Source organism: Pantoea sp. Cy-639, assembly GCF_011752525.1.
Taxonomy (GTDB): domain Bacteria; phylum Pseudomonadota; class Gammaproteobacteria; order Pseudomonadales; family Pseudomonadaceae; genus Aquipseudomonas.
Genome location: NZ_VWXI01000002.1, coordinates 117201 through 129499 on the forward strand (window position 1 = coordinate 117201; position 12299 = coordinate 129499).

The 12299-nt window shown below is 65.5% G+C and carries 14 protein-coding genes; 7 read left to right on the forward strand and 7 right to left on the reverse strand.

Annotation, left to right across the window (positions count from 1 at the left end; all coding sequences use genetic code 11):
• Nucleotides 1-404 precede the first annotated feature (404 nt).
• The 5 genes from rluB to F3J43_RS02830 form a co-directional block, all read right to left on the reverse strand.
• On the reverse strand, nt 405-1475 hold the full coding sequence (gene rluB / locus F3J43_RS02810; protein WP_166883297.1) for a 23S rRNA pseudouridine(2605) synthase RluB: 1071 nt from the start codon (nt 1473-1475) through the stop codon (nt 405-407).
• 217 nt (nt 1476-1692) lie between these two features.
• The gene (gene scpB / locus F3J43_RS02815; RefSeq protein ID WP_166883298.1) at nt 1693-2457 is read right to left on the reverse strand and encodes an SMC-Scp complex subunit ScpB; all 765 of its coding nucleotides are present in this window, start codon (nt 2455-2457) and stop codon (nt 1693-1695) included.
• 11 nt (nt 2458-2468) lie between these two features.
• Nucleotides 2469-3296, reverse strand: coding sequence for a segregation and condensation protein A (locus tag F3J43_RS02820; RefSeq protein WP_166883299.1), 828 nt, complete (start codon nt 3294-3296; stop codon nt 2469-2471).
• The gene (locus F3J43_RS02825) at nt 3293-3922 is read right to left on the reverse strand and encodes an L-threonylcarbamoyladenylate synthase (protein WP_166883300.1); all 630 of its coding nucleotides are present in this window, start codon (nt 3920-3922) and stop codon (nt 3293-3295) included. The genes F3J43_RS02820 and F3J43_RS02825 overlap by 4 nt, the downstream gene beginning before the upstream one ends.
• 13 nt (nt 3923-3935) lie before the next feature.
• Nucleotides 3936-4796, reverse strand: coding sequence for a PHP domain-containing protein (locus F3J43_RS02830; protein WP_166883301.1), 861 nt, complete (start codon nt 4794-4796; stop codon nt 3936-3938).
• Nucleotides 4797-4863: 67 nt separating this feature from the next.
• On the opposite strand from F3J43_RS02830, the gene F3J43_RS02835 reads away from it, so the two are divergent.
• The 6 genes from F3J43_RS02835 (at nt 4864) to F3J43_RS02860 (ending at nt 8977) form a co-directional block, all read left to right on the forward strand.
• Complete coding sequence (locus F3J43_RS02835; RefSeq protein ID WP_166883302.1) at nt 4864-5460, forward strand: septation protein A; 597 nt, start codon at nt 4864-4866, stop codon at nt 5458-5460.
• A gap of 1 nt (nt 5461) precedes the next feature.
• Nucleotides 5462-5761 carry a YciI family protein gene (locus tag F3J43_RS02840; RefSeq protein ID WP_166883303.1) on the forward strand — a complete coding sequence of 100 codons (300 nt, stop codon included), beginning with the start codon at nt 5462-5464 and terminating at the stop codon, nt 5759-5761.
• 141 nt (nt 5762-5902) lie between these two features.
• Nucleotides 5903-6295, forward strand: a complete 393-nt coding sequence (locus F3J43_RS02845) for an SH3 domain-containing protein (RefSeq protein WP_166883304.1) — start codon at nt 5903-5905, stop codon at nt 6293-6295.
• A gap of 7 nt (nt 6296-6302) precedes the next feature.
• Nucleotides 6303-6980, forward strand: a complete 678-nt coding sequence (locus tag F3J43_RS02850; protein WP_166883305.1) for a response regulator transcription factor — start codon at nt 6303-6305, stop codon at nt 6978-6980.
• A gap of 178 nt (nt 6981-7158) precedes the next feature.
• Nucleotides 7159-7575, forward strand: coding sequence for a Spy/CpxP family protein refolding chaperone (locus F3J43_RS02855; RefSeq protein WP_166883306.1), 417 nt, complete (start codon nt 7159-7161; stop codon nt 7573-7575).
• Between the two features lie 70 nt (nt 7576-7645).
• A complete protein-coding gene (locus tag F3J43_RS02860) occupies nt 7646-8977 on the forward strand; it encodes a sensor histidine kinase (RefSeq protein WP_166883307.1) in 1332 nt (443 codons plus the stop codon).
• A gap of 52 nt (nt 8978-9029) precedes the next feature.
• Here the strand turns inward: F3J43_RS02860 and F3J43_RS02865 are convergent, their stop codons facing one another.
• Nucleotides 9030-9587 (reverse strand): NAD(P)H nitroreductase, encoded by a 558-nt coding sequence (locus F3J43_RS02865; RefSeq protein ID WP_166883308.1) that lies wholly within the window; start codon nt 9585-9587, stop codon nt 9030-9032.
• A 169-nt stretch (nt 9588-9756) separates the two neighbouring features.
• On the opposite strand from F3J43_RS02865, the gene F3J43_RS02870 reads away from it, so the two are divergent.
• Complete coding sequence (locus F3J43_RS02870; RefSeq protein WP_166883309.1) at nt 9757-11211, forward strand: TrkH family potassium uptake protein; 1455 nt, start codon at nt 9757-9759, stop codon at nt 11209-11211.
• On the opposite strand, the gene F3J43_RS02875 is transcribed toward F3J43_RS02870, so the two are convergent.
• Complete coding sequence (locus F3J43_RS02875; protein ID WP_166883310.1) at nt 11168-12214, reverse strand: AraC family transcriptional regulator; 1047 nt, start codon at nt 12212-12214, stop codon at nt 11168-11170. The genes F3J43_RS02870 and F3J43_RS02875 overlap by 44 nt on opposite strands.
• Nucleotides 12215-12299: the final 85 nt, after the last annotated feature.

Genomic DNA, 12299 nt, shown 5'->3' on the forward strand with positions numbered 1-12299 from the left:
ACCGGTCCTGGGGTGAAAGCCTGGAAAGGCGGAGTGATCGGCGTACATGGCGCCTCCATTTGTTGTTTTCGATGCCCGGCTCTGCGGCCCGGCCCTGCACACGGCAATGGCGCTATAACAGCGTGGGGACGGGGGTTTGGGAAGGGGGCGCGGGGTAATGCGCAGGCTCTGGGGCGGAGGATTCGGCAAATTTTTGTTACGCCAGCCGCCAAAATAAGTGTCGAGACACGAGAAATCGACCAGATGCGTATAAATTTCTTTACAAGCCGGTTCAAAAAGTTTCCACATGGCATGGAAAATTCTTTTTGATCAGTGGCTTGGGGCGGCCAAGTGACGCAGCAGCGCTTTTCCACCCGGCACAAAAAAGCCAGCCCGAAGGCTGGCTTGTTCAGGACCTAGGCCGATCAGCCGCGCGGCTTCTCGCGACCACGACCACGCCCTGCCGGCTTGTCGCCCTCAGGACGCACCGGACGCTTGCGCATCTCGCTCGGGCGTTCGGCAACGGCGCTACCGCGGCCACCCTTGCGTGGCCCAGCCTCTTCGCGCGGCGCACGAGCCGGGCGCTCGCCCTGGCCTTCGGCGGCCGGGCGCAGGGTACGAACACGCTCGCCACGCCCCAGCGGACGCGTCGACTTGCGCTGCAGACGCTCGAGCTTGTCCTTGGCCTTGAGTTTCATTTCCGGCAGCGCCACTGGCTGCAGGCCGACTTCGGCGGCAAGGATGTCGATTTCACCCTGGCTCATTTCGCGCCAGCGCCCCATCGGCAGGTCGGAGTTGAGGAACACCGGGCCGAAACGCACGCGCTTCAGGCGGCTGACCACCACGCCCTGGGATTCCCACAGGCGCCGCACCTCACGGTTGCGGCCTTCCATCACCACGCAGTGATACCAGTGGTTGAAGCCTTCGCCGCCCGGCGCCTTCTGGATGTCGGTGAACTTGGCCGGGCCGTCCTCGAGCATCACGCCCGCCTTGAGGCGGTCGATCATGTCGTCGTCGACCTCGCCACGCACACGCACCGCGTACTCGCGGTCCATCTCGTAGGACGGGTGCATCAGGCGGTTGGCCAGCTCACCGTCGGTGGTGAACAGCAACAGGCCGGTGGTGTTGATGTCCAGGCGACCGATGTTGATCCAGCGCCCTTCCTTAGGACGCGGCAGGCGGTCGAACACGGTCGGACGCCCTTCTGGGTCGTCACGGGTGCAGATCTCGCCATCGGGCTTGTTGTACATGATCACCCGGCGGGTCGCCTCGGCGGCCTCGACGCGCTTGATCAGCTTGCCGTCGACGGTGATGGCGTCGTGCAGGTCAACACGCAGGCCGAGGGTGGCCTCGACGCCGTTGACCTTGATACGGCCCTGGCTGATCCAGGCCTCGACGTCACGACGCGAGCCGACACCGATGCGTGCCAGCACCTTCTGCAGCTTTTCGCCGGACGGCGGGGTGGGTTGTTGGTCTTGCAGGTCTTTGTCACTCATCTGGGCACCTCCCGGTGTAGAAGTGAAAGCGGTTCGCGGCGACAGATGCGCCGCAGGGGGCGCGAATCATACGCGGTTCGGCGGGGGAACGCACTGCAGGGTAGTAGGTTTTTTGCCAGGTGCCCGGGCTTTGCGCCCAACGGTGTGTCGACCGGGCCTGCGTCTTCGCGGGGCCAACCCGCTCCCACCAGGCCTCGCACCTTGCCGCGTGAAGGGCCTAGGCCTTGGGCTCGACCTCAGGCGCCTGCGCCTCGTCGCGCAGGTCGTCGAAATCAGTCTTGAGCCCCTCCTCCATCGCATCCAGTTCCACCAGCAAGCTGCGGAAACTGGTCTCCTCCTTCGGCTCAGCTGGCTCGGCCTCTTCCTCCTCGCCCAGGCTGGCATCGGCCAAGGCCTGCAGGTGCGCCGGCACTGGCGCCTCGTCCGGATCGAGCAGCGGCTCCGGCTCCAGCTCACGCAGCTCGGCCAGGGCCGGCAACTCGTCGAGACTCTTGAGGTTGAAGTGATCGAGAAACGCCTTGGTGGTGGCGAACATCGCCGGACGCCCAGGCACTTCACGGTAGCCGACGATCCGGATCCACTCGCGCTCCATCAAGGTCTTGATGATATTGCTGTTGACCGCCACACCGCGCACATCCTCGATCTCGCCACGGGTGATGGGCTGGCGGTAGGCAATCAGCGCCATGGTCTCCAGCAAGGCACGCGAATAGCGCTGCGGGCGCTCCTCCCACAGGCGGCCGACCCACGGCGCGTACGCCTCGCGGATCTGCAGGCGATAACCACTGGCCACCTCCTTGAGTTCGAAGGCGCGGCCGCTGCATGACTTGGCCAGCACGTCCAGGGCTTTCTTGAAGACAGCCGGCGCCGGACGCTCGGCTTCTTCGAACAGCTCGTAGAGGCGCTCGAGGGATTGCGGCTTGCCCGAGGCCAACAGGAAGGCCTCGATCAGCGACGCCAGTTCGCGGGGTTCGTTCAGGTTCATCGGTCGTCAGGTCACTCTGCCCGGGCACGGACATGGATCGGGGCAAAAGGCGCATTCTGCACCAGTTCGATCAGCGATTCCTTCACCAGTTCGAGAATCGCCATGAAGGTCACCACCACGCCGAGCTTGCCCTCCTCGGCGCTGAACAGCTCGACGAAAGGCACGAAGGCACCGCCCTTGAGACGCTCGAGCACCTCGCTCATGCGCTCGCGGGTCGACAGCACTTCGCGGGTGATCTGGTGGCTCTCGAACAGGTCGTTGCGGCGCATGACCTCGGCCATGGACAACAGGATCTCCTCGAGGGCCACCTCGGGCAGCAACTTGCGCGCCTTGGCCTGAGGCGCCTCCAGACGCGGCACCAGCACCTCGCGCCCCACCCGCGGCAGCTCATCGAGGCCTTCGGCGGCGGCCTTGAAGCGCTCGTACTCCAGCAAGCGGCGCATCAGCTCGGCGCGAGGATCACCCTCCTCCTCTTCCACCTCGCTGGAACGCGGCAACAGCATGCGCGACTTGATCTCGGCCAGCATGGCCGCCATCACCAGGTACTCGGCAGCCAGCTCCAGGCGCACGTTCTTCATCAGCTCGACATAGCTCATGTACTGGCGGGTGATCTCCGCCACCGGGATGTCGAGGATGTCGATGTTCTGCTTGCGGATCAGGTACAGCAGCAGGTCCAGCGGGCCTTCGAAGGCTTCGAGGAACACTTCCAGGGCGTCGGGCGGGATGTACAGGTCCACCGGCATTTCGGTGAGGGCTTCACCGTAGACCAGGGCCAACTGCAGTTGCTGCGGCGCATCGGCCTCTTCGGCCGGCGCCTCGGGCGCCTCTACCTGGCTCACGCGCTGACCAGGAACGGGGTCGGGTCGCCGCAGCCTTCGCGGATCAGCTCGGCTTCGTCACCGGACAGGTCGATGATGGTGGACGCCTTCAGGTCGCCAAAACCGCCGTCGATCACCAGGTCGACCTGGTGCTCCAGGCGTTCGCGGATCTCGTAGGGATCGACCATCGGCTCGTCATCGCCCGGCAGGATCAGGCTGACGCTCATCAGCGGCTCGCCCAGCTCTTCGAGCAGGGCCAGGGTGATCGCATGCTTCGGCACGCGCAGGCCAATGGTGCGGCGCTTTTCGTGCAGCAGCAGGCGCGGCACCTCGCGGGTGCCATTGAGAATGAAGGTATAGGGGCCAGGCACATGGGCCTTGAGCAAGCGGAAGGTGCCGGTGTCGACCTTGGCGTACAGCCCCAGCTGCGACATGTCGCAGCACATCAGGGTGAAGTTGTGGGTCTTGTCCAGGCCGCGCAGCTTGCGCACCCGCTCGATGGCGGACTTGTTGCCGATCTGGCAACCCAGGGCATAGGCCGAGTCCGTCGGATAGACCACCACACCGCCCTTGCGGATGATTTCAGCGGCCTGCTTGATCAGGCGTGGCTGTGGGTTCTCCGGATGAATCTGGAAAAATTGGCTCACGTAGTCGTCCTGTTCATACCGCCATAGGCTGTTCATGTCGGAAGCGGCGCCACAGAGGTGGCAGGTCCTCGGGCAATGGCCGATAGGCACCGATCTCGCCCCAGGTGCCGGGGCCGTGGAAATCGCTACCGGCGCTTGCCAGCAGGCCGAACTCACGGGTGAGGATGGACATCGTTCCCACCTGTTCGGGCGGCATCATCCCATTGACCACTTCCAGTGCCTGCCCACCTGCCTGAATATAGTCGGCAATCAGCCGTCTGCGCTTGCTGCGGGTGAGCTCGTAGTGCATGGGATGAGCCAGGCTCACCCAGGCGTTGGACTCGCGCAGGGTCGCGACAGTTTCCTCCAGCGTCGGCCAGTGCAACTTGACATCGCCCAGCTTGCCGGCGCCCAGCCACTTGCGAAACGCCTCGCCACGGTCCTTGACGAAGCCGGCACGCACCATGAACTCGGCAAAATGCGGACGCGCCGGGGCATTGCCGCTGTCGCCCAGTTCCTGCTGCACCGCCCGCGCGCCTTCCAGTGCGCCTGGCATGCCCTTGGCCGCCAGCTTGCGGTCGATCTCCTCGGCCCGCAGCCAGCGACCACGGTGCAGGTTGTCGATGGCCGCGAGCAGCGGCGGCGCGTCCAGGGGGAAGTCGTAGCCGAGCACATGGATGGTGGCGCCGCCCCAGGTGCATGACAGCTCCACCCCGCTGACCCAGTGCAGGCCCCGCTCGGCACAGGCCTGACGCGCTTCGGGCAGGCCTTCGAGGGTGTCGTGGTCAGTGAGCGACAGCGTCCGCACCCCGTGCTCGTGGGCCCGGGCGACCAGCGCCGTGGGCGACAGGGCGCCGTCGGAGGCTGTGCTGTGACAGTGCAGATCAACATTCATGGAGGAGCGCTTTCGCAGGAATCGATGTTTGTTATTATGCCGTCACATCCCGCTTCTGGCTGCCACTGTGAAACAATTCATCGATTTCATCCCGCTGCTGCTGTTCTTCATCGTCTACAAACTTGACCCGCGTCCCGTCGAAATCGCCGGCCACGGCTTCGAGTTCGGCGGGATCTACAGTGCCACCGCCATGCTGATCGTCAGCTCGCTGGTGGTCTACGGCGCATTGTTCCTGCGCCACGGCAAGCTGGAGAAGGGCCAGTTGCTGACCCTGGTGGCCTGCCTGGTGTTCGGTGGCCTGACCCTGGCCTTCCACAGCGAGACCTTCCTCAAGTGGAAGGCGCCGGTGGTCAACTGGCTGTTCGCCCTGGCCTTCGCCGGCAGCCACTTCATCGGCGACCGGGTGCTGATCAAGCGCATCATGGGCCACGCCCTGACCCTGCCGGACACCATCTGGACCCGTCTGAACCTGGCCTGGATCGGTTTCTTCCTGGTCTGTGGCGCGGCCAATCTGTTCGTCGCCTTCACCTTCCAGGACTTCTGGGTCGACTTCAAGGTGTTCGGCAGCCTGGGCATGACCGTTCTCTTCCTGGTGGCCCAGGGTGTCTACCTGTCGCGTCACCTGCACGACAACGATCCCTCCACCTCCAAGACCAAGGACTGACATGCTCTACGCCATCATCGCCAGCGACGTGGAAAACTCCCTGGAAAAACGCCTCGCCGCCCGCCCCGCCCATATCGAGCGCCTGCAGCAGCTCAAGGCCGAGGGCCGTGTGGTCCTCGCCGGCCCGCATCCGGCCATCGACAGCAACGACCCGGGCGCAGCCGGCTTCAGCGGCAGCCTGATCGTTGCCGAGTTCGATTCCCTGGCCGCCGCCCAGGCCTGGGCCGACGCCGACCCGTACATCGGCGCGGGCGTCTACGACAAGGTCGTGGTCAAGCCGTTCAAGCAAGTCCTGCCCTAGTCTCTGTACAAAAAGAAACCCTGAGCAAGACCACTACAGGAGCCCGCCTTGCTGGCTCCTGTAGCCTGCGCAAGCCAGCCCATTCATAAATTCCGACCTACGGCCGACAACCTCCTGAACCGATTCGAATCAGGAGTTCCAATGCGTCAAGGTCCGATGTCCCTGCTGCTTTGCCTGTTGCTGCTGTCCCCCTTCGCCATGGCCGAACAGCCGCTGTCGCTGGAAGCCGGGGCGCGGATCACCGAACTGCAGCAGCGCCTGGAAGAAAGCGAGCAACAGCGCAATGCGCTGGCCCAGCAGTTGCAAAACCAGGACAACCAGCGCGAAAGCGCCCAGCTCACCCGCCTGCGCCAGGACAACCAGCGCCTGAAACTGGCGATCAAGGAGCTGCAGGCGGCCGCCAGCGCGCCTCAACGCCTGATCACCGACCAGCAGCAGTGGTTCCTGATTGGCTCGGTCGTTGCACTGTTGTCGGTAGTCTGCGGTATCTTAGCCAGCGGCGGACACAGAAGACGCCGTCAATGGTTGAATTGAGTGAGACATGAGCGAGCTGTTACTGATTGATGATGACCAGGAGCTGTGCGAGCTGCTTGGCAGCTGGCTGACCCAGGAGGGGTTTGCGGTCCGTGCCTGCCATGATGGCCAGAGTGCACGCCAGGCCCTGGCCGACCACGCCCCGGCGGCGGTGGTACTGGACGTCATGCTGCCCGATGGCAGCGGCCTGGAACTGCTCAAGCAACTGCGCAGCGAACACGCCGAGCTGCCGGTGCTGATGCTGTCGGCCCGCGGCGAACCGCTGGACCGTATCCTGGGCCTGGAACTGGGCGCCGACGATTACCTGGCCAAACCCTGCGACCCCCGCGAACTCACCGCCCGCCTGCGCGCGGTGCTGCGCCGTAGCCATCCCAGCGCACCCAGCAGCCAGGTCGAAATCGGCGACCTGACCTTCAGCCCGGTGCGCGGCGTGGTCAGCATCGACGAACGCGAGATGACCCTCACGCTCTCCGAAAGCCGGATTCTCGAGGCCCTGCTGCGCCAGCCCGGCGAACCGCTGGACAAGCAGGAGCTGGCGCAAATCGGCCTCGGCCGCAAGCTCACCTTGTACGACCGCAGCCTGGACATGCACGTCAGCAACCTGCGCAAGAAGCTCGGCCCGCACCCCGACGGCCGTCCGCGGGTGGTTGCCCTGCGCAGCCGTGGCTACTACTACAGCCTCTGAAAGCCGCCACACGCCATAAGCTGCAAACGCCAGGAAAGAGCAGATCGCCCACTGCGCTGCTTTTTCTTGCAGCTTGCTGCTCTTTACCCTTCCTTTACCCTCCCCTGACCGCCCTTGACCTTGATCTCCCTAGACTGTGCTCATCCGGTAACCACCGGCCCCAGAAAGGAGAGACACCATGCGCAAGACCCTTATCGCCCTGATGTTCGCCGCCGCCCTGCCGACCGTGGCCATGGCCATGCCCGACGGCGGTTCGCGCCACGACGGCCCGCATCACCGCGGTGACGCGCCTTTCGCCCAGCTGGACCTGAGCCGCGACCAGCGCCAGCAGATCGGCAAGCTGATGGGCGAGCAGATGCAACAGCGCCGCGAAATCACCGAGCGCTACATCAACAAGCTGCCGGCCGCCGACCAGAAAGCCATGAAGGACGAGCTCAAGGCCAGCCACGACAAGACCGACACCCAGGTCCGCGCGCTGCTCAAGCCTGACCAGCAGAAGAAGTTCGACGAACTGCAGAAGGAACGCGCCGCCCGCAAGGCCGAATGGAAGGAGTTCCAGGCCTGGAAAGCTGAAAAAGCCGGCAAGGCCCAGTAAGCTGTGACCCTCGACGCCCGGCCCGCTGCACAGCGGGCCGGGCTTTCGTCCTTTCACGGAGGTGCTCGTCTTGCGTTCACTGTTCTGGCGCATCCTGGCCAGTTTCTGGCTGGCCATCGCCCTGGTCGCCGGCCTGTCGATCCTGCTCGGCCACATGCTCAACCAGGACGCCTGGATTCTCAGCCGCCACCCCGGCCTGAACTCCCTCGCCAGCCATTGGGCCCAGCATTACGAACAGGAAGGCCTGGAAGCGTCCCAGCGCTTTCTCGAACGCCGCAAGCAGCGCTACAAGATCGACGTCCAGGTGCTCGACGAAAGCGGCGACGCCGTGGTGCCCGGCACCTTCCCGCGCCGCGCCGCGGCCTTCGAGGCACGCCAGCACAACGACGAGCGGCGCCTGCCCTGGCGACGCCTGACCGAGGAATACACCAGTCCGACCTCCGGCGAGACCTACCTGCTGATCTATCGCATCCCCCATCCGGAACTGGCCGCCTGGCACCGCGAAAGCCTGATCTGGCCGCTCAGCGCCCTGGGCATCGCGCTGGTGGTGCTGACCCTGTTCAGCTTGCTGGTGACCCTGTCGATCACCCGCCCGCTCAGCCGCCTGCGCGGCGCCGTGCACGACCTGGGGCAGACCAGCTACCAGCAGAACAGCCTGGCCAGGCTGGCCGCGCGCCGTGACGAGTTTGGCGTGCTGGCCAACGACTTCAACAAGATGGGCGCACGGCTGCAAAGCCTGATCGGCAGCCAGCGCCAGTTGCTGCGCGATGTGTCCCACGAGTTGCGCTCGCCGCTGGCGCGCCTGCGCATCGCCCTGGCCCTGGCCGAACGTGCCGAACCAGAGCAGCGCCAGGCCTTGTGGCCACGCCTGACCCGTGAGTGCGACCGCCTGGAAGACCTGATCAGCGAGATCCTGGTGCTGGCCCGGGTCGACGCCGAGCAGGCCCACGCCGAAGCGGTCGATCTCAACGCCCTGCTCGGCGCGGTACGCAAGGATGCCCAACTGGCCGCGCCGGAGCAGGAGGTGCGCCTGGACATGCCACCGGGCCTGACCCTGCAAGGCTGGCCGACGCTGATCGAACGAGCGGTGGACAACCTGGTGCGCAACGCCTTGCGCTTCAACCCACTTGGGCAACCGATCGAGATCCAGGCACGGCACGAACAGGAGCGCATCATCCTCAGTGTGCGCGACCATGGCCCCGGCGTAGCGGCGGAGCATCTGGCACAGCTGGGCGAGCCGTTCTACCGGGCTCCAGGACAGGAAGCCCCGGGGCATGGCCTGGGGTTGGCCATCGCGCGCAAGGCGGCCGAGCGCCACGGCGGCAGCCTGGTGCTCGGCAATCACCCACAAGGAGGCTTCATGGCGACGCTGGAGCTTCCCCAGCAGATCGACGCCGGCTGATCCGGCGCCTAGTCGTGGCCGACGATGGGCCGCCAAGCGGCCCCAGGCTCAGTCACTCGCCCCAGGCGTTGACGAACTGGGCGGTTTCCAACACCGGCGCCGTGCGCGGTTCGCCCAAGGGCGTGCCGACATACAGGTAGCCGATCACTTCCTCGTTCGCCTCAAGCCCCAGCCCCTGGTGCACATGGGCATCGAAGGCCATGTCGCCAGTGCGCCACACCGCGCCGATGCCCTGGGCATGCGCGGCGATCAGGATGCCATGGGCGGCGCAGCCGGCGGCCAGGCGCTGCTCGATCTTCGGCACCTTGAAATGTTCCTGCAGCCGGGCGATCACCACGATCAGCAACGGGGCCCGCAGCGGCATGGCACGGGCCTTGTCCAGCGCCGCCTGGCTGGCGTCGCCCTTGGCCTGCACGGCCTCGGCGAACAGTTCGCCGAGCTTTTCCCGGCCCTGCCCCTCGATGGTCAGGAACCGCCAGGGCCGCAGTTGGCCATGGTCCGGCGCGCGCAACGCGGCCTGGAACAGCGCCTCGCGCTGGGCGGCATTGGGCGCGGGCTCGGTCAGGCGCGGCACGGATACACGGTTGAGCAATGCGTCGAGAGCCTCCATCGGCTACCCTCCTGGCAAGTTGAAAGTGCCGCCATTCTCAAGCTGCGAGCCACAAGCTGCAAGCCGCAAGAAAAGCCGCCTGCACAAGCCTTGTTGGCGCTTGGCCCTTGCAGCTTGCAGCGTGCGGCTTAAAATGGCGCCCTTTCCGTAGCGAGTCAGAGCAGATCACATGGCGTTGCCGACCTTAAGGATCATTGGTTTCATCATCGGCATCTTCCTGATCACCCTGGCGGTGAGCATGGTGGTCCCCATGGCGACCCTGGTGATCTTCGAACGCACCGGCGACATGCCGTCGTTCCTCTGGGCCAGCCTGATCACCTTCATTGCCGGACTCGGCCTGGTGCTGCCGGGACGTCCCGAACACGTGCACCTGCGCCCCCGCGACATGTACCTGCTGACCGTCAGCAGCTGGCTGGTGGTGGCGGTGTTCGCCGCCCTGCCGCTCCTGCTCACCCAGCACATCAGCTACACCGACGCCTTCTTCGAGAGCATGTCCGGCATCACCGCCACCGGTTCCACTGTCCTCAGCGGCCTGGACACCATGTCGCCGGGCATCCTCATGTGGCGCTCGATGCTGCACTGGCTCGGCGGCATCGGCTTCATCGGCATGGCGGTGGCGATCCTGCCGCTGCTGCGCATCGGTGGCATGCGCCTGTTCCAGACCGAGTCCTCCGATCGCTCGGAAAAGGTCATGCCGCGCTCGCACATGGTCGCCAAGTCGATCGTGGCGGTGTACGTCGGCATCACTATCGTCGGCAGCCTGGCCTTCTGGTGGGCCGGCATGAGCCCGTTCGACGCCATCAACCACGCCATGTCGGCAATCTCCACCGGCGGTTTCTCGACCTCCGACCAGTCCCTGGCCAAGTGGGACATCCCGGCGGTGCACTGGGTGGCGGTGGTGGTGATGATCATGGGCAGCGTGCCGTTCACCCTGTACGTGGCCACCCTGCGCGGCAACCGCAAGGCACTGCTGCGCGACCAGCAGGTACGCGGTTTCCTCGGCCTGCTGCTGGTGACCTGGCTGGTCATGGGCACCTGGTACTGGGCCACCACCAACCTGCACTGGCTCGACGCATTGCGGCACGTGGCGCTGAACGTCACCTCGGTGGTCACCACCACCGGCTTCGCCCTGGGCGACTACAGCCTGTGGGGCAACTTCTCGCTGATGCTGTTCTTCTACCTCGGGTTCGTCGGCGGCTGCTCGGGCTCGACCGCGGGCGGAATCAAGATCTTCCGCTTCCAGGTGGCCTACACCTTGCTCAAGGCCAACCTCAACCAGCTGATCCACCCGCGCGCGGTGATCAAGCAGAAGTACAACGGTCACCGTCTCGACGAAGAGATCGTGCGCTCGATCCTGACATTCTCGTTCTTCTTCGCCGCCACCATCGCCCTCATCGCCCTGCTGCTGTCACTGCTGGGGCTGGACTGGATGACTGCGCTGACCGGCGCGGCAAGTACCGTGTCCGGCGTCGGCCCGGGCCTGGGCGAGGTGATCGGCCCGGCCGGCAACTTCGCCTCGCTGCCGGATGCCGCCAAGTGGATCCTCGCCGGCGGCATGCTGCTCGGGCGCCTGGAGATCATCACGGTGCTGGTGTTGTGCATGCCGGCGTTCTGGCGTCACTGACCGCCCGCCGCGCCCGGTATTCACTCGGGGTAGTGTCGAACCAGCGCCGAAACGCCCTATAGAAGTTGCTCGGGTCAGCAAAGCCCAGCAGGTAGGCGGTCTCCAGCAACGTGGTGCCTGACTGGGCCAGGTACTGTTCGGCCAGCTCGCGGCGAGTGTCGTCGAGCAGCGCCTGGAAACTCGTGCCCTCGTCCTGCAGGCGACGCTGCAAGGTGCGTTGCGACAGGTGCAGGACCTGGGCGACAGTTTCGCGCTTGGGCTCGCCCTGGGGCAGGACGCGGCACAGCACCTGGCGTACCCGATGGGTCACGCGGGTCTCGGAGAAGCGCGCAAGGTACTCCCCGGCGAAACGATCGTGCAGCACCGCCATGGCTTCGTTGGCAGTGGGTAGCGGCGCCTCCACGTCGGCGCGCTCGAACACCAGGCCGTCATGGGGTGCGCCGAATACCAGCGGTGCGTGGAACGTCGCCCGATAGGGCTCGACGTTCTTCGGCTGGGCTCCCTGGAACAGTACCCGCCGCAGCTGGATCGGCCGCCCGCTGAGCCAGCTCGACAAGGCCAGCGCGCAGGCCATCGACGCTTCGGCACTGTGCCGGGTCGGCGTCAGGTGGTCGCCGCGCACGGTCAGCGCCAGCACATAGCCATCAGGCTCCAGGCGCAAACTCAGGTCAGAGCTTTCTGCGATGATCCGCTGATAACGCACCAGGCGCTCGAACCCTTCGACCAGGGTGCGACTGGACATCAGCGCATAGCCCACCACATGGAAAGAGGCCGGCCGCACTACCCGCGCCATGTTCAGGCCGATGGCCTCGTTGCCGGACAGCTCCACCGCCAATTGCCACAGCCGGGTCATGGCGTCCTGGGGGAAGCGGGCATCGGGGTCGTCAAGGGCAGCGAAGTCGAGCCCCAACTGCCTGAACATGGCCGGGCAGTCGAGGCCCTCCAGCTCGAGGGCCTTGACGATCCCTGATGCCCAGGCGGCAGACGTGGTTCTCTCACTCATGGCAGGCTTCTTGTGCTCGACGCCGTGCAGGCGAATCGAAAGGATACTCAATTGGCGCCTATTGTCACTGGCCAGCGCCTCCAAT